The sequence below is a fragment of the Devosia sp. SD17-2 genome (genome assembly GCF_029201565.1).
Lineage (GTDB): Bacteria > Pseudomonadota > Alphaproteobacteria > Rhizobiales > Devosiaceae > Devosia.
The window spans coordinates 1,595,428-1,619,193 of sequence record NZ_CP104002.1 but is presented as its reverse complement, the minus strand read 5'-3'; the positions used below and the strand labels follow the sequence as shown (position 1 = coordinate 1,619,193).

22 protein-coding genes and 1 other RNA gene are annotated in these 23,766 nt (G+C 62.8%); 3 read left to right on the top strand and 20 right to left on the bottom strand.

Translation table 11 applies throughout. The annotated features are described in order from the left end of the window. Positions 1-2: 2 nt before the first annotated feature. The 11 genes from murC to rsmH all read right to left on the bottom strand — a co-directional run bounded on the left by murC (position 3) and on the right by rsmH (position 12,065). Positions 3-1,421 carry a UDP-N-acetylmuramate--L-alanine ligase gene (gene murC / locus NYQ88_RS07880; RefSeq protein ID WP_275654390.1) on the bottom strand — a complete coding sequence of 473 codons (1,419 nt, stop codon included), beginning with the start codon at positions 1,419-1,421 and terminating at the stop codon, positions 3-5. Further along, complete coding sequence (gene murG / locus NYQ88_RS07875; RefSeq protein ID WP_275654389.1) at positions 1,418-2,533, bottom strand: undecaprenyldiphospho-muramoylpentapeptide beta-N-acetylglucosaminyltransferase; 1,116 nt, start codon at positions 2,531-2,533, stop codon at positions 1,418-1,420. The genes murC and murG overlap by 4 nt, the downstream gene beginning before the upstream one ends. Continuing rightward, positions 2,530-3,693: a putative peptidoglycan glycosyltransferase FtsW gene (locus NYQ88_RS07870; RefSeq protein ID WP_275654871.1), complete on the bottom strand. Its 1,164-nt coding sequence runs from the start codon at positions 3,691-3,693 to the stop codon at positions 2,530-2,532. Before NYQ88_RS07870 ends, murG begins: the two co-directional genes overlap by 4 nt. A gap of 171 nt (positions 3,694-3,864) precedes the next feature. Next, positions 3,865-4,500 carry a DUF4394 domain-containing protein gene (locus NYQ88_RS07865; RefSeq protein ID WP_275654388.1) on the bottom strand — a complete coding sequence of 212 codons (636 nt, stop codon included), beginning with the start codon at positions 4,498-4,500 and terminating at the stop codon, positions 3,865-3,867. Next, complete coding sequence (locus tag NYQ88_RS07860) at positions 4,497-4,643, bottom strand: hypothetical protein (RefSeq protein WP_275654387.1); 147 nt, start codon at positions 4,641-4,643, stop codon at positions 4,497-4,499. Before NYQ88_RS07860 ends, NYQ88_RS07865 begins: the two co-directional genes overlap by 4 nt. Positions 4,644-4,840: 197 nt before the next feature. Continuing rightward, positions 4,841-5,926, bottom strand: coding sequence for a phospho-N-acetylmuramoyl-pentapeptide-transferase (gene mraY, locus NYQ88_RS07855; RefSeq protein WP_275654386.1), 1,086 nt, complete (start codon positions 5,924-5,926; stop codon positions 4,841-4,843). A 27-nt stretch (positions 5,927-5,953) separates the two neighbouring features. Beyond that, complete coding sequence (murF, locus tag NYQ88_RS07850) at positions 5,954-7,345, bottom strand: UDP-N-acetylmuramoyl-tripeptide--D-alanyl-D-alanine ligase (protein WP_275654385.1); 1,392 nt, start codon at positions 7,343-7,345, stop codon at positions 5,954-5,956. Positions 7,346-7,501: 156 nt separating this feature from the next. Continuing rightward, positions 7,502-8,944 (bottom strand): UDP-N-acetylmuramoyl-L-alanyl-D-glutamate--2,6-diaminopimelate ligase, encoded by a 1,443-nt coding sequence (locus NYQ88_RS07845; protein ID WP_275654384.1) that lies wholly within the window; start codon positions 8,942-8,944, stop codon positions 7,502-7,504. Between the two features lie 24 nt (positions 8,945-8,968). Further along, positions 8,969-10,684 carry a penicillin-binding protein 2 gene (locus tag NYQ88_RS07840; RefSeq protein ID WP_275654383.1) on the bottom strand — a complete coding sequence of 572 codons (1,716 nt, stop codon included), beginning with the start codon at positions 10,682-10,684 and terminating at the stop codon, positions 8,969-8,971. Then, on the bottom strand, positions 10,684-11,067 hold the full coding sequence (locus tag NYQ88_RS07835) for a hypothetical protein (RefSeq protein WP_275654382.1): 384 nt from the start codon (positions 11,065-11,067) through the stop codon (positions 10,684-10,686). Before NYQ88_RS07835 ends, NYQ88_RS07840 begins: the two co-directional genes overlap by 1 nt. Then, positions 11,064-12,065, bottom strand: coding sequence for a 16S rRNA (cytosine(1402)-N(4))-methyltransferase RsmH (gene rsmH / locus NYQ88_RS07830; RefSeq protein ID WP_275654381.1), 1,002 nt, complete (start codon positions 12,063-12,065; stop codon positions 11,064-11,066). Before rsmH ends, NYQ88_RS07835 begins: the two co-directional genes overlap by 4 nt. Positions 12,066-12,310: 245 nt before the next feature. Here rsmH and NYQ88_RS07825 point away from each other — a divergent pair, with 245 nt between their 5' ends. The 3 genes from NYQ88_RS07825 to NYQ88_RS07815 are packed head-to-tail and all read left to right on the top strand — an operon-like array spanning position 12,311 to position 15,243. Beyond that, the gene (locus NYQ88_RS07825; protein WP_275654380.1) at positions 12,311-13,762 is read left to right on the top strand and encodes a CHASE3 domain-containing protein; all 1,452 of its coding nucleotides are present in this window, start codon (positions 12,311-12,313) and stop codon (positions 13,760-13,762) included. Continuing rightward, complete coding sequence (locus NYQ88_RS07820; RefSeq protein ID WP_275654379.1) at positions 13,759-14,202, top strand: response regulator; 444 nt, start codon at positions 13,759-13,761, stop codon at positions 14,200-14,202. Before NYQ88_RS07825 ends, NYQ88_RS07820 begins: the two co-directional genes overlap by 4 nt. Positions 14,203-14,208: 6 nt before the next feature. After that, entirely contained in the window at positions 14,209-15,243 is a 1,035-nt protein-coding gene (locus NYQ88_RS07815; protein ID WP_275654378.1) for a histidine kinase dimerization/phosphoacceptor domain -containing protein, read from the top strand. An 84-nt stretch (positions 15,244-15,327) separates the two neighbouring features. Here NYQ88_RS07815 and NYQ88_RS07810 read toward each other — a convergent pair whose 3' ends face one another. The 9 genes from NYQ88_RS07810 to NYQ88_RS07770 form a co-directional block, all read right to left on the bottom strand. Beyond that, complete coding sequence (locus tag NYQ88_RS07810) at positions 15,328-16,617, bottom strand: saccharopine dehydrogenase family protein (protein WP_275654377.1); 1,290 nt, start codon at positions 16,615-16,617, stop codon at positions 15,328-15,330. A 44-nt stretch (positions 16,618-16,661) separates the two neighbouring features. Continuing rightward, on the bottom strand, positions 16,662-17,762 hold the full coding sequence (nspC, locus tag NYQ88_RS07805; RefSeq protein WP_275654376.1) for a carboxynorspermidine decarboxylase: 1,101 nt from the start codon (positions 17,760-17,762) through the stop codon (positions 16,662-16,664). Between the two features lie 203 nt (positions 17,763-17,965). Beyond that, on the bottom strand, positions 17,966-18,112 hold the full coding sequence (locus NYQ88_RS07800) for a hypothetical protein (RefSeq protein ID WP_275654375.1): 147 nt from the start codon (positions 18,110-18,112) through the stop codon (positions 17,966-17,968). A 225-nt stretch (positions 18,113-18,337) separates the two neighbouring features. Next, positions 18,338-18,719, bottom strand: an RNA gene (rnpB, locus tag NYQ88_RS07795) — RNase P RNA component class A. 32 nt (positions 18,720-18,751) lie between these two features. Then, a complete protein-coding gene (locus NYQ88_RS07790; RefSeq protein WP_275654374.1) occupies positions 18,752-19,498 on the bottom strand; it encodes a DnaJ family molecular chaperone in 747 nt (248 codons plus the stop codon). 103 nt (positions 19,499-19,601) lie between these two features. Continuing rightward, a complete protein-coding gene (locus tag NYQ88_RS07785) occupies positions 19,602-20,438 on the bottom strand; it encodes a hypothetical protein (protein WP_275654373.1) in 837 nt (278 codons plus the stop codon). A gap of 116 nt (positions 20,439-20,554) precedes the next feature. Continuing rightward, positions 20,555-21,454 carry a methylenetetrahydrofolate reductase [NAD(P)H] gene (gene metF / locus NYQ88_RS07780; protein WP_275654372.1) on the bottom strand — a complete coding sequence of 300 codons (900 nt, stop codon included), beginning with the start codon at positions 21,452-21,454 and terminating at the stop codon, positions 20,555-20,557. Positions 21,455-21,466: 12 nt separating this feature from the next. Continuing rightward, positions 21,467-22,417: a metalloregulator ArsR/SmtB family transcription factor gene (locus NYQ88_RS07775; RefSeq protein WP_275654371.1), complete on the bottom strand. Its 951-nt coding sequence runs from the start codon at positions 22,415-22,417 to the stop codon at positions 21,467-21,469. A gap of 111 nt (positions 22,418-22,528) precedes the next feature. Next, a complete protein-coding gene (locus NYQ88_RS07770) occupies positions 22,529-23,566 on the bottom strand; it encodes a DUF2336 domain-containing protein (RefSeq protein WP_275654370.1) in 1,038 nt (345 codons plus the stop codon). Positions 23,567-23,766: the final 200 nt, after the last annotated feature.

The following is a 23,766-nucleotide window of genomic DNA, read 5'->3' as shown; positions in this document are numbered from 1 at the left end:
GTTCACTCGACTTCCTTGCCCATCAGGGCACCCAGTTCACCGGGGAGCGCTGCCGCCCACTGGGTGATATTGCCGGCGCCGAGGCAGACGACATAGTCACCATCCTCGACGCGGCTGGCGAGCAGCTTGGCCAGCGCCGCCGGATCGTCGAGCACGCGCGCATCGCGGTGACCGCGCGCGCGGATGCGGTTGACCAGCTCGTCATGGGTGACACCCGGGATCTGCGTCTCACCGGCTGCATAGATCGGCGCGACAATGACCGTGTCCGCGTCGTTGAAGCAGGCGGCGAAGTCGTCAAAGAGATCATTGACGCGCGAGAAGCGGTGCGGCTGCACCACGGCCACGACATCGCGCCGCGTCGACTGCCGCGCGGCAGTCAGGGCCGCCGCGATTTCGACGGGGTGATGACCATAGTCGTCAATGACGGTGACACCCCCAACGGTGCCGGTACGGGTGAAGCGGCGCTTGACGCCGGTAAAGCCCTTGAGGCCGCGGCGGATCGCTTCTGCCGGAACGTGCAGTTGATCGGCGACGGCAATGGCGGCCGTGGCGTTGAGCGCATTGTGGACGCCGGGCATGGGCAGTTCCAGCCCATCGATGCGCAGCTGGGTCTGGCGAATGCGGTCGCGAATTTCGACGGCAAAATGCTGGACACCGCCCCGGTTCTCGAGATCGACCAGACGGACGTCAGCCTGCGGGTTCTGGCCATAGGTGATGACGCGGCGGTCGCGCACTTCACCGACCAGCGCCTGCACATGCGGATGGTCGAGGCACATCACGGCAAAGCCGTAGAAGGGCACGTTCTCGACGAACTGGTGGAACGCCTTCTTCACCCCGTCGAAATCACCATAATGGTCGAGATGCTCGGGATCGATATTGGTGACGACAGCCACGTCGGCCGGCAGTTTTACGAACGTACCGTCGCTCTCGTCGGCCTCGACGACCATCCACTCGCCGGCCCCGAGGCGCGCGTTGGTGCCATAGGCATTGATGATGCCACCGTTGATGACGGTGGGGTCGAGATTGCCCGCATCGAGCAGTGTCGCGACCAGCGTGGTGGTCGTGGTCTTGCCATGCGTGCCGCCAATGGCGATGGCGGTCTTGAAGCGCATGATCTCGGCCAGCATTTCGGCGCGGCGCACGATCGGAAGATTTTTCGCGCGGGCAGCGACCAGCTCGGGATTGTCCTTCTTGATGGCGGAGGACACCACCACCACTTCGGCATGCCCGAGATTGTTGCCGTTCTGGCCGATCTCGACCTTGATGCCCATGTCGCGCAGGCGCTGGACATTGGGATTGGCGGACGCGTCGGAGCCCTGAACGATATAGCCCTGGTTATGCAGGATTTCGGCGATGCCACTCATGCCGATGCCGCCGATGCCGATGAAGTGGACCGGGCCAATGTTGCGGGGCATTTTCATGATGTGGGGTCCATTTCGTTCGTACCTTTGCCGGCAAGGCCTTCGGCCAGATCTGCCAGCTTTTCAACCGCACCAGCCTGCCCGAGGGCACGGGCAGCGGCGGCAGCGCGTATCAGTTGATCGGGATCGGCTAACAATTGCGTGATCCGAGTGGCAAGCGATTGCGGTGAGAGTGTGGCCTGCTCGGCCACCCAACCGCCGCCGCCCTGTTCCATATAGAGCGCATTGTACTTCTGGTCGGAGTCCAGCGCGCCCGGCAGCGGGATCAGAATGGCCGGCCGGCCGATCACGCAGAGCTCGTTGACCGTCGACGCACCGGCGCGCCCGATCACGAGATGCGCATCGGCAATGCGCTCGGGCAGATCGGTGACAAAGGAGGCCAGCTCCACATTGGTGCGCGACTTCCGATAGCTCTCGGCCACCCGGTCGATATCCTCCGGCCGCGCCTGCTGCAGGATCTTGAGGCGCTGGCGCAACGCGTCGGACAGCAGCGCAATGGCTTCGGGCACAAGGTCAGAGAGGACGCGCGCGCCCTGGCTGCCACCGGTGATGACGAGCCGAATGACAGATTTGTCGTCGAGCGGGGGATAGGGCGTACCGATGACCTTGCGCACGCGATCGCGCACCGGATTGCCGGTGACGATCTTTTCGAGCCGCTGTTCGGCGGCAAAGCGCGTCTGCGGAAAGCTCAGCGCCAGAACATCGGCAAAGCGGGCCAGGGCCCGGTTGGCGCGCCCCATCACAGCGTTCTGCTCATGCAGGATGCCCGGAATGGAGAGCAGGCTCGCCGCAAGGAACGGGGGGAACGTCGGATAACCACCAAACCCAATGACGGCGTCGGGACGCACCGCGCGCAGGATGCCGAAGGCCGTGACAATGCCACCGGCAATCTTGATGCCGGCGCCAGCGAACTGGATCGGGTTTTTGCCCGAGGGCGTCGCCGAGGGGATGATGTGGATGCGCCGGGCCGGAAAATCCTGGCCATAGCTGTCGACCCGATGGTCGGTCATCAGTTCCACGGCGTGGCCACGACGGACCAGTTCCTGTGCCAGGGCCATGGCGGGAAACAAATGCCCGCCAGTGCCACCGGCCATAAGTACGAAGGTTTTCATTCGGCGGGGGCTACCACGGCGCTGCGATAAGAAGGAAGTCCGGTGGCCATGCGCTCTTCCGGCTTGGTGCGGGTCAGAGCCAGCATAAGACCCATGCCGAAGGCCACGGCGATCATCGAGGTGCCGCCATAGGACACGAAGGGTAGCGTCATGCCCTTGGGCGGGATGAGGTTGAGGTTCACGGCCAGGTTGATGCCCGACTGCATGGCGAACTGGATGGCAATGGTGGAGGCGGCAAGGCGTGCAAAAAGGCTCGACTGACGCTCGGCCGAAACCATGGCGCGCAGCACGATGAAGGCGATGAGCCCGACGAGAGCGAGGCAGAACAGAATGCCGTATTCACCAGCAGCGGCTGAGAACACATAGTCGGCATGCGCGTCGGGAATGAGCTTTTTGGCAAGGGACTCGCCCGGCCCGCGACCAAGCCAGCCGCCTTCGAGCAGCGACTGCAGAGCGCGGTCGATCTGATAGGTGTTACCGCCGCCATCGGGGTTGATGAAGGTGTCGATACGGCGCGCCACGTGGGGGAAGAACACATAGGCCCCGATCAGCAGGAGGCCTGCTGCAACGCCCAGCCCGGCAATGATGAACCAGGAAATACCCGAGAGGAACAGCAGCACCGCCCAGGTAGCGACCACGAGGATCGACTGCCCGACGTCCGGCTGCAGCAGAAGACCGCTGACGATCACGGCCATGACAAGGGTCGCCAGCATCCGGCCAGGCACATCGCGATGGATCATGTACTCCGACATCAGCCAGGCACCGATCACGGCAAAGGCCGGCTTGACGAATTCGGATGGCTGGATCGACTGCCCGGCAATGGAAATCCAGCGACGCGCGCCCTTCACTTCTGCGCCAAAGCGCAGCGTTGCCCACAACAGCAGCGTCATGAGGATAAGCGTACCAAGCGCCGCAAACCGCGCCTGACGATGGGTCAGCAGCGAGGTCACCAGCATCACCGGCAGCGCCAGAAGGCAGAACATCGCGTGGCGGATGACGAAGTGCCACTGCCCCAGGCCAATGCGCTCGGCCACGGGCGGGCTGGCAGCGAAGCTGAGCACCATGCCTGCGGTCAGAAGAAGGATCAGCGCCCCGAGAAGTTCGCGGTCAATGGACCACCACCACTCTGCGAGCGGCGTTTTTTCAGCTCTGGAAAACATCATGGGCGGGCTACTCGATACAAACTGCATCGAATTGTAACTGGCGATGGTTACCGATTTGGTAAGGGCTTTCGCGTTTTGCGAGAGACGGGAAAAACGTTGAGGGCAGCCCACACGCCGCCCCTTCTGCCCTGCCCTGACGGACAGGAGTTCTATTCTGGATCTGCTCGATCAGTTGAGGATCGCGATGTCCGAAATCATCCCGTCCACACCCTCGACTGGCCCCCAGGCCTCGGCGGCACCGGTTTCGAGATCAACCGTGTGGAGCACATTGTCGACCACGAGATAGGCGGTGTTGGTCAGGTCTTCTGTGGCCTGGATGTCGAAGGCATAGGTCGAGCCGCCCTCGATGCCGAGCATGCCGATGGCGCCCAGCGTGCCGTCATTGGGCGACACCTGCTGGATGAGACCGACAATGGTGGCGTCGATGTCGAACATCTTCGTCGCCTCGGGCTTGCCGATCGAATTAGTATAGGCCGCAGCAACAATCGCCGGTGTTTCGCCGACATGCATGTCGCCATCCTGGAAGGCGAGGGAACCGTCGACGGTCACTGCGCCATCATCGACATTGACGCGATGATTTGTGCCATCGGTGCCCATCAGGCGCAGGCGGTCGGCCATGGGATTGAAGTCGACGATTGCCCCTTCATAGCTGGGGAGCTTCTCTGAGAGGGTCGATTTGACCGTGGCAGCGCCGCTGGCCATGTCGATGGTGACAACCTCGCCGGCGAGCGTAACGCCATAGAGCATACTGTCTGCGGGGCGAATATCGATGCCGGCCAAGCCATCCACACCAGTGACCGTCATGTCCCGGTGACCGTGCGGGCTTCGGTGTCAAACATGACAAGCGTGTTGGAATTGACGAGGCCGATGGCCGAAGCGGCCTGGGCGGCGCCGGATGCGCCAAGGGCCAGAAGGGCGACAAGCGAAAGACGAGCGATGGCAGGCAATGGAGGTCTCCTCGTTCAGGATTTTGCCAGCGCGCAGGCGCGTCTGACGGGTGAGCCGTTGGGGGACGAAATGCTGTCGTCACCAAGAGCTACGGAGCCCCGAGGAGATAAGTTTCAGTCGGAAGTACTTTTTTGGATAATTGCGACGCCGGTTGCGGTCGCAGACGGCGTGTTCTCCACCACGCCGTCTGCTTCAATCAGCGCAGTTTAAGGCTCGAAAGGCCGATCAGCGCCAGTACGAAGGAGATGATCCAGAACCGGATCACCACCTGGCTTTCGGTCCAGCCGAGTGCCTCGAAATGGTGGTGGATGGGCGCCATTCGGAAGACGCGCTTGCCCGTCAGCCGGAACGAGGCCACCTGCACGATCACCGACACGGTTTCGAGCACGAAGAGACCGCCGATAATTGCCAACACGATTTCGTGTTTGGTTGCCACGGCGATGGTGCCGAGCGCGCCACCGAGAGCGAGCGAGCCGGTGTCGCCCATAAAAATCTGCGCCGGGGGCGCGTTAAACCAGAGGAAGCCGAGACCCGCACCGATCAGCGCGCCGCAGACGACAGCCAGTTCAGCCGTGCCGGGAACGGAGTTGAGCAGCAGGTAGTCGGCATAGTTCTGCGAACCGACGAGATAGGCGATGAGGCCAAAGCAGGCCGCTGCCACCATCACCGGCACGATGGCGAGGCCATCAAGACCGTCCGTGAGGTTCACCGAATTACCGGCTGCCACCACGACGAAGCCGCCAAAGAGAATGTAGAAATAGCCCAGATTGACGGCCAAGTCCTTGACGAACGGGAACTGCAGCGAGGTGCCATAGGCGCCGGTGGTCAGCTGGGAAATGGCGAAAGCCGCGATCGCACCGATCAGCGCTTCGAGCAGCAGGCGCTGCTTTGAGCCAAACCCCTTGTGGCTCATGCGCTTGACCTTGAGATAGTCATCGTAAAAGCCGATGGCGCCGAAGCCGATGGTGACGAACAGCACCACCCAGACATAGCCATTGGTAAGGTTGGACCAGAGGAGCGTGGAAATTACTGCGCCCGAGAGGATCATCAGCCCGCCCATGGTGGGCGTGCCCTTCTTGGTCAGCAGGTGTCCCTGCGGACCGTCCTCGCGGATCGGCTGGCCGCGGCCCTGCTTGAGGCGCAGCATGGCGATCATGCCCGGGCCGAACAGGAAGACGAAAAACAGCGCCGTGATCACCGCGCCGGCAGTGCGGAAGGTGATGTAGCGGAAGACGTTGAATGCGGCGAGCGAGTCACCCAACTGGCCGAGAAAATAGAGCATGCTCTCTGGTATCCTGGTTGGGCGGCTTCAGCGCTTGTCGAAACTATTGCGGATGCTAGCGACGAGCCGACCAAGCCCGATGCCGTTCGATCCTTTGATCATAACTGCATCGCCATAGGCAAGCGCGTCCCTAACGACTGGCTCGGCATCCCCAGCACTTGTGAAATGCCCGGCGACCGTTCCGTCAGGCAATGCGCTGGCCAATGCGGCCATATTGGGGCCGACGAGATAGACGAGCTCCGCCCCGCTCGCCAGCACGGAATCGGCAAGGCTGGCATGCAGCGCCTCACTCTCATCGCCGAGCTCGAGCATGTCGCCGAGCACCAGCACCTTGCGCCCCGCAGGCGCTTCGAGCGCCGAGAACACATCGAGCGCCGCGCGGATCGAGGCCGTATTGGCATTATAGCTTTCATCGACGAGAACGAGCGGATTGTCATCCGGCCCGAGCCTGATCCGTTCGCCGCGCCCTGGTTGTGCGCCAAAGCCGGCAAGAGCGCGCAGGGACACCTCGGCCTCGATACCGGCAAGGTGCCCGACGATCAGCGCCGCCGTGGCGTTGGAGAGCATGTGGCGGCCCGGCACGTCGAGCGCCAGCGCATAGCGATCCTCACCATTGATCACCTGGGCAAAGCTCTTGTCTGCGGCCGATTGCGGATCAAGGATCTGCCAGTCGACGCCGCGCGAAAATCCATAGGTCACGATCCTGGACACGCCTGCTGCCGCGGCAGCTTCGAGCAGGATATTGATCTGTGGATTGTCGGCATTGATGACGGCGGTGCCACCCGGCTCCAGCCCGTCAAAGATCTCTGCCTTGGCCCGCGCGATGGCCTCGAGGCTCCCCAGCTTTTCGAGATGGGCTGGGGCGATATTGGTGATGACAGCGATATGCGGCCGCACCAGCTGGCTCAGAGGACGGATTTCGTCGGGCGCATTCATGCCCATTTCGAAAATGCCGAACTGCGCCGCTTCGGGCATGCGCGCCAGCATGAGCGGCACGCCCCAGTGGTTGTTAAAGCTCTTGATCGAGGCGTGGGTGGATCCTGCTGCCGAAAGGACGTGGCGCAGCGCTTCCTTGGTGGTGGTCTTGCCCACGCTGCCCGTCACCCCGACGATCAGCGCACGGCTGCGCTCGCGGGCGGCACGGGCAATGTCGCGGAGGCCGCCAAGGGCATCTGCGACGACGATCCGGCCCGGCCCCTCACCCCGATGCACCAGGGCCGCCGCGGCACCATTGGCCAGCGCGGTATCGACGAAATCATGACCATCGAAGCGGTCACCCTTGATGGCGACAAACAGGGCATTGGGTCCCAGCTCGCGGCTGTCGATCGAGATGGACTCGATCTGATCGGTCGAAACCTCGACCGCCCGCCCGGCCGTTGCGGCCAGGATTGCATCGAGGGTGTAGAGAGGCTGGGTCATGTTCTTGTCCGCATTCTGGGATCGGCGGCCTGGATGCAGTGCGTGCCAGGGCCACAGTGTTTTCCTCGAGGCCCTCCCTTGCCCCTCCCCTCTAAGGGGGAGAGTGCCCCCGCGCTCGGGCCGGACCGTGCCACGCCCTCCGGCGGGGCGCCGTCGTTAGGTCCTGATCGCTTCGGCCACTTCCTCGTGGTCGGAGAAGTGGTGCTTCGTCGTGCCGATGATCTGGTAGGTCTCGTGACCCTTGCCGGCCACCAGCAGGACGTCGCCCGGCTGGAGCGACTTTACCGCTTCCTGGATGGCCTTCTTGCGATCGGCGATCTCCTTGGCTCCCTTGGCACCGGCCAGGACCTCGGCGCGAATGGTCGCCGCGTCCTCGGTGCGTGGATTGTCGTCGGTAACAATGACGACATCTGCAAGTTCGCTGGCAATCTCGCCCATTTGAGGGCGCTTGCCCTTGTCGCGGTCGCCGCCGCAGCCAAACACCACGCGCAGCTTGCCGGTCACATAGGGGCGCAGGGTCTTCAGGGCCGTGCGAAGCGCTTCCGGCTTGTGGGAATAATCGACGAAAATGGCCGCGCCATTGTGCTCGGCAACCAGCTCGAGCCGGCCGCGCGCACCCACCAGCGCCGGGAGCGCCGCAAAGGCATCGGCCTTGTCGACGCCCGACGACATGGCAAGGGCTGCCGCCACGAGCGCATTGGACACCTGGAACTCGCCCGGCACATGCAGGTGGAAATCCACCAGCTCCCCGATATGGCGGATCTGCACGCGCTGGCCATAGGCCTCGGGCTTGATCGAGATGATCTCGATATAGGCACCTTCGCGGCCGACCGTCAGCAGCGTCGCATTGGCCGAGAGGGCCGCGAACATGAAGGGCTCGTATTCGGGATCGTCCACATTGACGATGGCAGCGCCGCCATCGACCAGGAGGTCGGTGAACAGACGCAGCTTGGCGTTGCGGTACTCGCCCATGTCGGCGTGATAGTCGAGATGGTCGCGGCTGAGATTGGTGAAGGCGACGGCTTCGAAATGCATGCCGTCAAGACGATGCTGGTCGAGGCCATGGCTGGAGGCTTCCAGCGCAATATGGTCGATCCCCTGCGCCTTGAGCGCGCGCATCGCCTGATGCAGGGTGCGCGAGTCCGGCGTGGTCAGCGCGCCTTCGATGAGCCGCGTCTTGGTCTCGACCCCGAGCGTGCCAACGCTGGCGCCGGGGATGCCGGCAAAATCCCAGATCTGGCGAACGAATGAGGCGACCGAGGTCTTGCCATTGGTCCCCGTCACCGCCACGGCGATCTCCGGCTGCGGCTCGAACACGCGCGAGGCAGCGCGGGCATAGGCGGCGCGCACATCCTTGACCACGATGACCGGAATGCCGAAATCGCCGCTCAGGGGCGTGTCGGTGACAATTGCCAGCGCGCCGCGATGGACGGCATCGGGGACAAAGTCATTGCCGTGCACCTTCTTTCCCGGCAGTGCGAAGAAGATGTCGCCCGGCTCGATCCGGCGGCTGTCGGAGTTCAGACCGAATACAGTACCCAGGCCCTTTTTGGGGCGGGCGCCAGAGCCTTCGAGAAGTTGCGATACGCTAAGAGACACGGCGACAAATCCTTCTGGATCGATCTATCTGAGTACGGACGGGGTGAGTTGATGATCCAGGATTTCACTGAAATCCGGCGCAACGCCGAGCATGGGCGCAACGCGCTGGATGATGCGGCCGGTGACCTGGCCGGCGTTCCAGCCTGCAGTGGTCCCCGACTGCGGATTTTCCTTCTGCGGTTCATCGACAAGGATGACCATGGCATAGCGCGGATTGTCGAGCGGGAATGCCGAGGCGAAGAAGTTCGTCACCTTGCTGGAGGAGTAGCGGCCATCGACCACCTTTTCGGCAGTACCGGTCTTGCCGCCGACACGATAGCCCAGCGCCAGCTTGTTCATCTGCGAGCCGGAGCCGCCTGGCTCGATGGCGTTGATCCGCATGAGATACCGCATCAAATCACTGGTCTGGGGCTGCACCACGCGGGTGTAGTGCTGCTCGGCCTCGGCAATATCACGCTTGTAGAGCGTTGGCGGGACATAATTGCCCCCGTTCACAAGGGCCGCATAGGCGGTGACCATGTGCAGCGGCGATACGGACAAACCATGGCCGAAGGATGCCGTTGCCGCGCCAACATCGGAAAAATCCTTCGGCACGGTGGGCAGGCGCATTTCGGGCAGTTCGAACTCGACGCGCTTGTCAAAGCCCATGCGGCTGAGGAAGGCGCGGAAATTTTCCTTGCCCAGCGCCTGCATGACGCGGATCGTGCCGATGTTGGATGAGTATTTATAGACTTCCGGCAGCGACAGGATGCGGTGCTTGCCGTGGAAGTCGCTGATGGTGAAGCGGCCGAAACGAATGCCATAGCGGGCGTCGAAATCATCGGTGATCTTCACCGCGCCCGCGTCCAGCGCACCGGCAATGGTGATGGTCTTGAAGATCGAGCCCGGCTCGAAAATGCCCGAGGTGATCCGGTTGAACGTATCCTTGACGAGTGCGCTCGCCGGCTCGTTGGGATTGAAGTCCGGCAGCGAGGCCATGGCAATGACTTCGCCGGTATAGATGTCCACCATGACGCCGGCGGCGGCGATGGCCTGGTAGCGGGCCATGGCATCGGTCAGCTGGTCGTGCATCACGTGCTGCACGCGCATGTCGACACTGAGGTCGACAGGGGTCAACGCATTGCCACGCGCCAGGCCAAGCTCCTGCAGCAGCGCCACGGACTCGCTGTCCATGTGGCGCTCGATGCCGGCAATGCCCTGATTGTCCACATTGGTTGAGCCAAGGATATGGGCGGCCTCGTTCATGGCCGGGTAAAAGCGCTTGGACTCGGTGATGAAGTCAACGCCCGGAATACCGAGGCGCATCACCTGATCCTGGATCGCCGGGGTCAGCTCGCGCTTGAGCCAGACGAAACCACGATCGCCGGTCAGCCGGTTGCGCAGCCAGTTCTCGTCGATGTCGGGCAGCACGGTGCGCAGCTTCTGCACCGCCTCTTCGATATCGACAATACGGCGCGGCTCGGCGTAGAGGGAGGGCACGCGGATATCGACGGCCATCTCGAGGCCGTTGCGATCAAGGATCGGCGGACGCGTCGCGGTGATGACGTCGCGCGCCTGGCCTTCGATACGCTGGTCGGTCTCGACGAAGCCAAGCTGGACCAACCGGCCACCCACAAGGGCAAAGCCGATCACCAGCGCCAGGATCATCCAGCGGATGCGCGCCTGGGTGAGGTTGCCACGCGCCTTGCGGCCGCCGTCGAGGGAAATGGTTGGTGCGAAATCATCGCCGATGACGGCCATCAGTCAATCCCTTCCAGCTCGAGAATGGCGTCGATCGGATCAATGCCATTGTCGATCGCCTCGAACAGCGCATCCAAGGCCGAAGTGTCGGGCTTGGCCGGCCGCATCGGCAGGGCCTCGAAGGCGCCGAACTGCTCCTGCCGGACCTGCTCGATCGCCAGCTCGGCCTGATGGCGACGAACGATGGGCTCGATATAGGCCGGCTGGTTGAGCACCGCCCAATCGGCCTGGAGCAGCGACAGCTGCCCCTCCTGCTCGGAGATGAAACCCTGCAGCGCCGTACGTTCGGCAGCCGTGCCCTCGATGGAGAACTTCAGCATGTAGACGCCGACGAGCATGAGGATACTGGTCAGGATCAGAAAGACGTTGATACGACGGATCAATTGCGCCCCCGGAAGTTCGGTACGCCCAAACCATCAAGCCGCATTTCCCGCGCTGGCGCTGCAGTGCGCGTCCCGCGGCGCAACACGGAGGACCGCGCCCGAGGATTGCGCGCCAGCTCGGCCTCGCCCGGCTTGACCGCCTTCGAGACAGGATCCCAGCGCAGCGGCTCGGTCGCCACCTGCGGCAGGTGCCGCGATTGCGCTGGCCCAGCCTTGTCCGGATCGAAATAGCGTTTGACGATGCGATCTTCGAGCGAGTGGAAGCTGACGACAGCCAGCCGCCCGCCCTCAGCCAGAAGGCGCTCGGCCGCAAACAGCCCCTCGACCAATTGCTCGAGCTCGCCGTTCACCGCGATGCGCAGCGCCTGGAACGACCGCGTCGCCGGATGGGCGTCGCCGGGTTTACGGCCAATGGCCTTCTCGATGATCTTTGCCAGCTGCAGCGTCGTCTCGATCGGAGCCTCGGCGCGCGCCGATACGATGAACTGGGCAATGCGGCGCGACTTCCGCTCCTCGCCAAAGGCATAAAGCAGATTGGCGAGATCGTCCTGCTCGAGTGTATTGACGAGATCGGCAGCGCTTTCGCCCGACTGGCTCATGCGCATGTCGAGGGGGCCATCCCGCATGAACGAGAAGCCGCGCTCGGCCTCATCGAGCTGCATCGAGCTGACGCCGATATCGAGCACGACGCCAGTGATCGGCGCAAAGGGCGCCGCCAGCGTGTCGAGCTCGGAAAATGTTCCAGAAACAAAGGTGAAGCGATCGGGAAAGTCAGCCTTGAGCTTTTCCGCATGCGGCAGCACGGAAGGGTCACGATCAATCGCGATGACCTCCGCGCCCGCTTCAAGCAAGGCGCGCGAATAGCCACCGGCGCCAAACGTGCCATCGACCACGCGACTGCCTGCGAGGGGCATGAGCGCCGCGACAACCTCTTCCAGTAGGACCGGCACATGCGGACCACCGGACGTCTCTATTTCGGGCAGGGTACGCTTGCCCATGTCGGCCAGAACTCCACTCGCGACCACAGGGCCGTCAAAAACACCATTCGCGACATTCGCACGACGACGCTTAAGATTTTGTTTCCCATTCGCGATTCACCAAACATCAGGGCCAACTGAAGAAATTCAGCGCTGTTCGCCCCTTCCGTATTGCCCTGCCCCGGTATTCACGCCATGAAAGCCTGATCCGAACGGAATAGATGATGCCCATAACAAGCAAGTCCTTCGTCAGAACAACTGCCCTCATGCTTCTTGTCGGCCTGCTGGCACTGTTCGGCATTGTCGGCACCAACGTGTGGCTGGTGGACCGGTCACAGGGCTATTTCGAAGAGATCAGAAACGGCCGCTATATGCGCCGTGCCGTGATTGACCTGCGCGGCATGCTGCAGGACATCGAGACCAGCCAGCGTGGATTTATCATCACGCAGGATCCCATCTATCTCCAACCCTATGAGAATGCCCTGCCGAAGGTGGATGGAGGGCTTGCTGCACTCAAGGAGATGCTCGCGCCCTACCCCGAGGCGGACCAGTCGATCGCCAAGCTGGAAGAGGACATTGCTTTCAAGCTCCGCGAAATGGCCGAAACCATCGATCTGGCCCGTGCCGGGCGCGTCGATGAAGCGGTCGAACAGATCCGGACAGACCGCGGCAAGGCCGCGATGGACGACGCACGGGCCTTTTTCGACGCCTTCCTGAATAATATCGACGAGATGCTGGCGACCTCTGACGACAATCAGCGGGGAAACCTCAACAATCTGCGTTGGGTATCGATAGGCGGCGGCATGGTCATTCTGCTCGTCGTGCTCGGCGCGATCTGGACCGTATGGCGCTACACTCAGGAGTTGAGGCAGGCGCGCCAGGCCGTTGAGGAAGCCAATACCGGCCTTGAAGAACGCGTGCGCGAACGCACCTCCGATCTCGGCAAGGCCAATGAGGAGATCCAGCGCTTCGCCTATATCGTTACGCACGATCTGCGTGCGCCCCTCGTCAATGTCATGGGCTTTACCAGCGAAATGGAAGCCAGCGTCGAGACGCTGCGCTCCTTCATGGAGTCCCGGCCCGCCGAGACAGACCCCTACTACGAGGAGGCCAAGCTGGCCGCCACCGAGGACCTGCCCGAGGCCATCAACTTCATCCGGGCGGCCACCCGCAAAATGGACAGCCTCATCAACGCCATCCTCAAGATCTCGCGTGAAGGCCGGCGCCAGCTCAAGCCCGATGCGATCGACCTCGAGGACATCGTCCAAAACTCCCTCGCAGCCATCCACCACCAGCTGGCCGACAATGGCGGGGAAAGCGAAACCGACCTGCGCGCCAGCAAGCTGGTGAGCGACAAGCTCTCGATCGAACAGATCCTGGGCAATCTGCTCGACAACGCCATCAAGTACCAGCAACCAGACCGGTCGCTCAAGCTCAGTGTCCGTTCGCGACATCTGCCGGGTAACCGCGTGCTAATTGATGTAGAGGATAATGGACGCGGTATTGCTGCAACCGACCATGAGCGTGTATTTGAGCTGTTCAGAAGGTCAGGCTCGCAAAGCCAGCCGGGTGAAGGCATAGGCCTGGCTCATGTCCGCACCATGGTTCGCAGCCTTGGGGGAGACATTACCTTGACCTCGCAGCTCGGCGAAGGCACGACATTTCATATCAATCTGCCGCGTGACGTGCGGTCATACCTGGGAAATATTCGCACATGAACGACGCACGCCCCGTAACCATCATCATGATCGAGGACGATGCAGGCCACGCGCGCCTCATCGAGAAAAATATCCGCCGCGCCGGCGTCGCCAACGAAATTGTCCCCTTCGACAACGGCACCGAAGCGCTGGCCTATCTCCTCGGACCTGACGGCTCCGGTCTCGTCAACAAGGGCCGCCAGCTTCTCGTGCTGCTCGACCTCAACCTGCCCGACATGACCGGCATCGACATCCTCGAAAAGGTCAAGGGCAACGAGCACACGCGCCGTTCGCCAGTCGTGGTTCTGACCACGACCGATGACCAGCGCGAGATTCAGCGCTGCTATGATCTGGGCGCCAATGTCTACATCACCAAGCCCGTGGATTATGACGGCTTCGCCAATGCCATCAAGCAGCTCGGCTTGTTCTTCTCGGTCATGAAAATCCCAGAGGCCGAATAATCAGCCATGTTCAACAGCAAGCCGCATGTCCTTTACATTGACGACGACCCGGGTCTCGCACGTCTGCTGCAGAAGGCCCTGGAGCGACGCGGCTATACGTTCCAGCACGCCACCACAGCGGAAGAAGGGCTGGACGTCATCGCCAAGGGCGGCGTCGACGTCGTAGCGCTCGACCATTACCTGTCCTCCGGCACGGGGCTGGACGTTCTCGAGCGGATGACCGACCTCGAGGACAAGCCGGCTGTCGTCTATGTGACGGGCTCGGCGGAAACCGCTGTTGCGGTCGCCGCACTCAAATCCGGCGCGACAGATTTCGTCCCCAAGACGCTTTCGGACGAGTTCATGGAACTTCTGATGTCAGCGATCGACCATGCTGTCGAGCATATCCGGCTGGTCCGCGCCAAGGCCAAGGCCGAGCGCGAGGTTCATGAAGCGCGCGAGCGCGCCGAAATGCTGCTCGGCGAGGTCAATCACCGCGTCGCCAATTCGCTTGCCATGGTCGCGGCCCTCGTCGGCCTGCAATCCAACGCCGTGAGCGATGCCGAGGCCAAGCGCGCCCTGTCGGAAACACAGGCGCGCATCCACGCCATCGCCGGCGTGCACCGCCATCTCTATTCGGCCGAGGACGTCCACTCGGTCGAGATCTCAGATTACATCAAGAGCCTTGCCTGCGAACTCGGCACCTCGATGCAGTCCGAGGGTCAGACGGCCGAACTCAAGGTCAAGGTCGAGAGCTTCCACCTGCCCACCGAGAAAGTGGCCTGGCTGGGCGTGATCCTCACCGAACTCGTCACCAATGCCCTCAAATATGCCTATGCCGGGCGCGAACTGGGCGAAGTGCGCGTCGCCATGGCGCAGCAGGATGGTCAGGCCCAGTTGCTGGTCGAGGACGATGGGATCGGCTGGACCGGCCAGGGCGTGCCGCAGGGCACCGGACTTGGCACCCGCATCGTCAAGGCCATGGCCCACAGCCTTGCCGCCGATGTGTCCTATGACCCAACGGGTCCTGGCACACGCGTGACCGTCACTTTCCCGATCTGAAGTTTTGTGGCGCTCGAAAGAAGCGCCCTGCCCCCAAAACAATTGCGGCCGGTTGATCAACCGGCCGCATAATTTTGTTCGGGCTTAGGAAACGCCGCCGAGCCGCGTTGATGCCGGACGCAGCGAGCGCATCTCATCATCGGTCAGCGCCCGGTCGCCGCGCGCGTCGCGGACCCGGGTGGGCAGGCCCATCCGGTTGAGCAGGCTGATGAACGGCACGGGCGGCAGTTCCTCGACATTGACCATGTGGTGGCAGTCCCACTCGCCCTTGGCGATGAGGAGGGCCGCAGCCACAGCTGGTACGCCGGCCGTGTAGGAGATGGCCTGGCTGCCGGTCTCGGCGAAGGTCTCTTCGTGATCGCAGATGTTGTAGATCAACACCTCGGTCTCCACGCCGCCGCGCGTCCCCTTCACCAGATCGCCGATGAAGGTCTTGCCGGCATAGTCGGGCGCCAGCGAAGCCGGATCAGGCAGCACGGCCTTCACCACCTTGAGCGGAACCACTTCCTGGCCCTCGGCCGTCACCACGGCCTCGTTGGACAGGAGACCGAGATTGTTCAACACCGTGAAGACGTTGATGTAGTGCTCGCCAAAGCCCATCCAGAAGCGGATATCGGGCACGTCGAGATTGGCCGAAAGCGAGTGCAACTCGTCATGGCCGGTCAGATAGGTCTTGTGCGACCCAACCACCGGCAGGTCGTCGGTGCGGCTGACTTCGAACATCTTGTTCGCCGTCCACTGGCTCTGCTGCCAGCTCCACACCGTTCCGGTGAATTCGCGGAAATTGATTTCGGGATCGAAGTTCGTCGCGAAGTAGCGGCCATGGCTGCCCGCATTCACGTCGATGATATCGATACTGTCGATGCTGTCGAAATAGTGCTGGGCTGCCAGCGCCGCGTAGGCATTGACGACACCGGGATCGAACCCTGCGCCGAGAATGGCGGTAATGCCCTTGCGCTCACACTCCTCGCGATGCTTCCACTCATAGTTCCCGTACCACGGCGGCGTCTCGCACACCTTGGCGGGGTCTTCGTGGATGGCCGTGTCGATATAGGCGGCGCCGGTTTCAATGGCGGCCCGCAGCACGGACATATTGAGGAAAGCCGAACCAGCATTGATTACGATCTGGCTCTTGGTCTGGCGGATGAGCGCCTTGGTCGCTTCGACGTCCAATGCGTCGAGCTGGTGAGCGGCAAGCAGCCCGGGACGCTTCAGCGCTTTCCTCTCGAGCACGCCGGCAATGATCGCCTGGCATTTGTCGAGAGTACGCGACGCAATGTTGATGTCCCCGAGCACGTCGTTGTGCATTGCAGCCTTAACGGCTGCGACCTGCGCGACACCTCCGGCACCGATGATCAGTACGTTTTTCTTCAATTGACACGAAACACCTTATTGGTGGTTGACGATATCAGCGCTCTTTACGAGAGGCTGGCGACGTAATCGGTATAGCCGAATTCCCGAATAAGATCGACTGCACCATTTTTCCGGCGGATGGCAATGGATGGCATGGCCACGCCGTTGAACCAGTTTTTCTTCACCATCGTGTAACCGCCCGCGTTCAGGAGCGCTATCCGATCGCCCACCTGCAGCGGCTTTTCGAAGTCGAATTCACCGAAAACATCGCCTGCAAGGCATGACTTGCCGGCGATCATATAGCGGTGCGGACCAGTGTTCGGCGCCACCGTGGCGCTCTCCCGATAGACCAGCAGGTCCAGCATATGGGCTTCCACTGCGCTGTCGACAATAGCCACGGCCTTGCCGTTCTCGATCACGTCGAGCACGCTGACTTCAAGCGTCGTCGTATCCGTCACCACCGTATCGCCGGGCTCGAGATAGACCTGCACCTCGAATCGCTCGGCGAAACGGCGCAGCCTTTCGGCTAGGCGCTCAATTGGATAGCCGTCCTTGGTGAAGTGGATACCACCGCCCAGGCTCACCCATTCCACCCGTGACAGGAAGTCCCCGAACTTGGCCTCGATGCGGTCGAGCAGGTCCGAGAACGCCTCGACGGAGTCGTTTTCACAATTGCAGTGGATCATGAAGCCGGAGACCTGATCGATCACCGCCTCGATGCGGGCGGCATCCCACTCGCCGAGGCGACTGAACGGACGCGCCGGATCGGCGAGGTCGAAATGGGAGTGGCTGACGCCGGGATTGACCCTGAGGCCGATCGCCAGATGCCGCGCCTTGTCGGCAAAACGCTCAAGCTGGCTGGCCGAATTGAAGATGATCTTGTCGCCATTGGCGATCGCTTCGTCGATCTCGCCATCCGACCAGGCCACCGAATAGGCATGGGTTTCGCCGGCAAACTTCTCGCGGCCAAGGCGCACTTCGTTGAGCGAAGACGAGGTCGTGCCATCCATGTGCGGGGCGATCTGCTCGAAGGTCGACCAGGTGGCAAAGCATTTCAGCGCCAACAGGCATTTTGCGCCAGAAGCAGCGCGCAGCTGATCGATCCGCGCCAGGTTGCGCTCAAGCAGGGTCTCGTCGATCAGGTAATAAGGTGTTGTCAGGGGCATCGCGCGCAGAACTCCAACAGGCGTCATGTCCCCGCCACGTCAGGCGGAAAATGGGAAGGTCAGCCAATACCGGCATGTGGCCGCAATCGCAAGCGATCCCCGGCATTTGAGCCATGCGCTCACCGGTTCTCGTGCGTAGAAAATCGAAAAGGCCCCCGGAGACACTCCGGGGGCCTTCAAATTCAAACCAGATAGAAGACGGATTAGTCTTCCTTGGTGTTGGACAGGGTCTCAACCTTGCAGAGGGCCTGATCCTTGAACGCGCAGTTCTGGATGGTCTGGGCAAATGCCGGGGCGGCAGCGCCAGCAACGATGGCGGCGGTCAGGACGGCTGCGACGATCTTCTTCATGGTCGGTTCCTTATCTCGAGATGACGCCCGAAAGATGCGACCCGGAGATTGCGTGAGCATTGCAACACCCATGCTCCAGCCGCAGGCCAGCAGGTCGAACCATGCACATCACGCAATTGTCAGGAAAATCGCCCCGCGGCACGCCTTTCCAGCCGAGCAGCAGCCCTGCGCTTTTTCAGCGCCCGCGCCCCGCAGGGGCAGACACAGAGGGCATGGAGGGGGTCAAGAGCCAGTTGACCTATAAGCCGGGTTCTGTAGGGCCGCTTGCGCGACGTGGTGACCATTCATCTGTGGCCCCTGTTACCAGGGCACTCGTGCAACCAACCCGGACGACATGGCCTCGAAACAGGCTGGGCCGAAGCCCGCGTCATCCCTATTTGGTCTTGCTCCCGGTGGGGTTTACCGTGCGGCTCCTGTTGCCAGGCGCCCGGTGCGCTCTTACCACACCCTTTCACCCTTACCGGCCCGAAGGTCGGCGGTTTGCTTTCTGTGGCACTTTCCCTGGGGTCGCCCCCGGCGGCTGTTAGCCGTCACCGTGTTTCGATGGAGCCCGGACTTTCCTCTCGCAGCAGGTTACCCCACTGCCAGCGGCCACCCGGTCAACTGGCCGGCGTCTTGTGCGGGAGCGCGTCCTCACAGTCAAGTGAGCAAAGGTTGTGCTTTTGGCTTTGTAATCGCCTGATAGGCCAGATTGATCGCCGACATGCGCGCGGTGGCCACATCGACCAGTTCCTCGGGCACGCCCTTGGCGATCAGCCGATCCGGATGATGCTCTGCGACGAGCTGGCGATAGACGCGACGCACTTCCTCGGGCAGCGCATCATGGGTGAGGCCAAGCACCATATAGGGGTCGACGCTCTCATCGAGCATCACATGCTGGGCCGCGATCTGTTCGAACCGCACTTCGTCAAAGCCGAAAATGGCGCTGACCGAACGCAAATAGTCGAGCTCCGCCTCATGCACCATGCCGTCAGCCGTGGCGATGAAGAAGAGGCCGTCGAGCACATGCTCAAGCGTTTCGGGCGTATCGGCAAAGAAACGGGCCACTTTGCGGGCATAGGCGTCGTAGCCGGCCACATCCTGCTTGGCCAGGTTGAACAGCCGCTCGACCTGCGGCTCCTGGTCCTTGGCGATTTCGACGGTAGCATTGAAGGCGCGCACTTCAGACGCTGTCACCGCGCCATCGGCCATCGCCATCTTGGCCGACAGGGCAATCAGCGCCAGCGTGAACGCCGCTTCCCGGCCGCCGGGCAGCCAGTTGTCAGGATCGAGAATATTGGCAATGTGTCCGGCTACGCCGGTGCGGCGCGAGAACGATCCGAGGAAGTGGGCAAGCCGCTCCCGGATGTCGCGATTCTCTTCCGCCTTGCGTACACAGCACAGCATTTGTCCGCCTTTCCGCCGGTCGCGCCACGAGGCGACCTGCCCGGCACACTATCGCTTGCGCCCGCTTCGGTCCATGCCCCCTGCCGCAGAGCGCCCATGCGCCTCAGGGGACGAACGGCAGATAGAAGCTGTCGTCATAGGCCGGCGGGAAGGTCCGGTCCCGGCGCGTACTGCGCGGTGCGTCATCGAGCCAGAAGCCCTCAGCCGGATAGGCGTCGGCACTCGGCTCCACCCGATAGACCGCGCTGCTGCCCGCCTGCTGGCGCTGCGCCAGGAAGTCGGACAGCGGGCCAGTCTCCCACCCCTCGAGATCGTCGGCAGTCACGACGCCCGGCGGTTCGACCAACACCGGCGACGGCTGTCGCACCGGCGCTGTGGTCACCACTGGAGCTGGCTCATCAAGGATCAGCACCGGGGCGGAGGGGGCAACTGCAACCGGCGTTGCCGGTCGCATGGAGAGCGGCATGGGCACGGGCGCAACCTTCGGGGGCAGGGCCGCCACGGTCTCGATCACCGGCCGCGTCTGCGCCGCTGGCGTTTCCGTGACTGCAGGAGGAGCGACCGGCGCCTCGGCAGCCGACGCAGGCGCCGTCACGGGCGCGGCAGGACGCGGCAGGGCAGCAGTCTCAATCGGGGGTTCGGCCGCAGCCGGCACATCCTCGCCGGTGATATAGCTGGGCAAGGCACGGCCGGTGTCGAGATAGCTCTGCACCGCATCGCCACCCGCAGCGGCAGTGTCCACCGGCGCGGGCATCTCAGGGCGCGAAACTTCAGGAACAGGCGAGACCGTCGACAGGCTGTTTCCGGCGTCGACAACGCTCACCTGCACGGGTTGGGACTGCTCGAAGCGGCCGATGAAGTAGTCGGCCACAGGAACACCAACGACGAGCAGCGCCCCGGCCCAGGCGAGGCCATTGGTGAGGCGGCGATCAGGTTTCATAGTCAGGCAGCTCCGCTCTGCGTCGCAAGATTGTCGGGCTTGAAACCGACATTGGTGGCCATTTTATGAATGACCCTTGAGCCGCCTGACATGAACAGCGCCTGAACGCCTCCCTCTTAGCCGTCCGAGCGGCGGCCCAGCAGGCGCGCGAGCGCCAGCACCAGATTGGAGCGGTTCAGCGTATAGAAGTGGAACTCGGTGACGCCTTCGTCGAGCAGTTCCGTCACCTGCTCGGCCGCGACCGCCGCCGCCACGAGCGCATGGGTTTCCGGATCTTCATCAAGCCCTTCAAAGCGTTCGGCCAGCCAATCTGGGATCGAGGCTCCGCAGCGCGCCGCAAATCCGGAGATCTGCTTGAAGCTGTGGATCGGCTGGATGCCCGGCACGATCGGCGCGGTGATCCCGGCCTTGCGGGCCCGTTCGAGGAAACGCAGATAGTCCGAATTGCGGAAAAACATCTGCGTGATCGCCCGGTCGGCACCGGCATCGAGCTTGCGCTTCAAATTATCGATATCAGCATCCCAGTCGGCACTCTGCGGGTGCTTTTCGGGATAGGCGGCGACCGAAATGTCGAAGTCACCGATCCTGCGGATGCCCGCGACGAGGTCGGCGGCGTTTTTGTAGCCATCGGGATGTGGCGTGAACGGATGGCCGACACCTTCCGGCGGATCACCGCGCAGCGCCACGATGCTGTTGACGCCCGCGGCCTTGTAACCTTCGACCACCGCATCGACTTCCGCGCGGCTGGCGCCAACACAGGTCAGGTGCGCCGCTGCCGGCACGCCGGTGTCAGACGTAATGCGGCTGACCATGCGCAGCGTCCGCTCGCGGGTCGAACCACCCGCGCCATAGGTCACCGACACAAAACGCGGCCCAAGCGGGGCCAGCTTGCCGATGCTCTCCCAGAAGCGCTCTTCCATCGCGTCCGTCTTGGGCGGGAAGAATTCGAAGCTGAGCTGCAGCGCCGGGCGCTTGTCGGCGGTCAGTCGGCTGGCGCGGAGATTGTCGTCGATCATTGATCTAATCCGTTATTTGCGGTCGCTGAGGTGCCACAGGCACACTGTCAGCCCGCGATCAGAAGTGTTGCTCGGAAATTCCCGGACGGCGCGCACATCGAGGTCGGCGGCCTCCGCCCAGGCGTTCATCTGCTCCCCGGAGAGACCAAGCCGTCGGTGGGCATGTTCGGTCCGGAGAAATTCGAGGTCGTGTGGTGCAAAGTCGACGATGAGAATGTCGCCACCGGGAGAAAGCAGGCGTCTCGCCTGCGCCAGCATGCGCCCGGGATCGTCGAAATAATGTAGCACCTGATGGATGGTAATGACGTCGGCCGGGCCGATCGCCGGGTCGAGGGCCGCAATATCGCCCAGCCGGACCTGCGCCTGCGCCAGCCCCGACGAGGCGAGGCGCGCCCGCGCGACGGCCAGCATCTCCCGGCTGGAATCAATGCCGATACCGCGCCGGAAACGTGGCGCCAGGACTTCGAGCATGCGCCCGGTGCCGGTGCCGAGATCGACCAGCAGATCGGCCGTGCGCCCGTCCAGAGCCTCGAGCATCGCCGCTTCCACGGCTGCCTCGGGCACATGCAGCGTCTTCTGCAGGTCCCAGCTGTCGGCGACCTTGGCGAAATAGGCCCCCGCCCGCGCCTGCTGTGCCGAAAAGATCGCGTCTTGCCGCGCCTTGTCGCTGAGGCGCTCGGCATCATCGGGAGAAAGGCGCGCCACCAGCCAGCGGGCGAGCTCGGCGCCGTCGCCACTGGGCGCGAGCCCATAATACGCCCAGGCCCCTTCGGCGTGGCGCTGCACGAGGCCTGCGTCGGCCAATAGCTTGAGATGGCGCGAAACGCGCGGCTGGCTCTGGTCCAGAATTTCGGTCAGGTCCTTGACCGAATGATCGCCATCGGCGAGCAATGCGAGCAGACGTAACCGCGTGCCTTCGCCCGCCGCCCTCAGCACACCCACCAAATCGTTCAAATCGCTCATTCACTCACCTGATATAAAGATATCTTTATATCCGGCGAAAGTGATTGGTCCAGAGAAAATTGCGCCTGGGGAAATCTCGTATCGAGATCTCCCCATTATCCGGTCGGTGCCTCAGGCGCGCATCGCCACCCGCGTGTTCGGCGCTTCGGTACGGCGGCGGAAAGAATGGGCACGCCACAGCTCAAAAATCCGGGCGGCCTCCTCTTCCTTGAGCACCGAAAAACGGCTCGCGACCATGCTGCGATCCGCGTCCGTCGGCAGGTCCCGCCATGGCAACACCGCCACAATGGCATCAAACAGCTGCGCGTCCGTCTTCAGTGCCCGCATGGCAACGGTGACGGCTGCATAATCCTGGCTCGCCAGCCACTTCACCACGATCTCCGGCGCCACCCGCAGCGTCAGCGTCATGGCGGCGGCCACATGGTGACCATAGGCAAAGCGCACGAAGCGCGTCATCGCCGGCTCGTCCAGCTGCTTGCGGTCGAAAAGAGCCTTCACCTGGTTATAGGCGAGCTTCCATTCCTGCCCGTTGAACCCGGCTTTGTTACGGATGCGGTTGTAGACCACCGCATTGACCTTGCCCGCAGCAACGGGATCGAGCCGCCCGTCAGTCTCGCCGAGGCTCTCCATGACCTTGTCGGCGGCCCACTCGATCTCGCCGCGCAGCGATTTCCAGTCGATCTCGCTGCGGTTGCGCAGATCTTCGGCGATCTCGGAATTGCCCCGCGCCCGTTCAACCAGGGTTTTGAGCGTCGACGCGCCGAAAGCGGCGTTCTCATTGCGCACGAGGCGCACGACGGAACTGGTCTCGCCATGCCGCACGATGGCCTCGCCCACCCGCTTCGGCACTACCGCCCGGCTGGCGATGGCCATCCGGTGTGCCTCGCTCTGCTTGGAGACGATGTCGATGAGATCGTCCTCGCTGAGCACAGTGGAAAATTCCAGCAGCGGTCGGGCAACTTCGATGTCGTCATTGGCAAGCTTGAGCACAGCCGTGCCCGGCGCCCTCTTCAGCGGCGCCAGAAGACTGGCGACATGAGCGCGCGCCTCGACCTCGACCAGGTCGGCCAGGAGGCACAGCGCCTCGTCGTACTGGGCCATCTCCGCATCATCGCAGCGGTCGGAAACATAGCTGAAAAGCTTCGCCATATTCCGAAACAGCTGGTCGCGCTCAGGAAGGCTTTCCTCTGCGTTCACCACGTCTGGCCCCAGACATGCTCTGCTACCGCGTGAAACTTATTCATTGGCCTACTCCCACGGCGTGCGCATCGGCGATCACACTGGGGCCATTCCGCTTGCACGCGGCTGAAGCCAGAAGAGACAAGTTGAATAAAGCTCGATCGATCGCG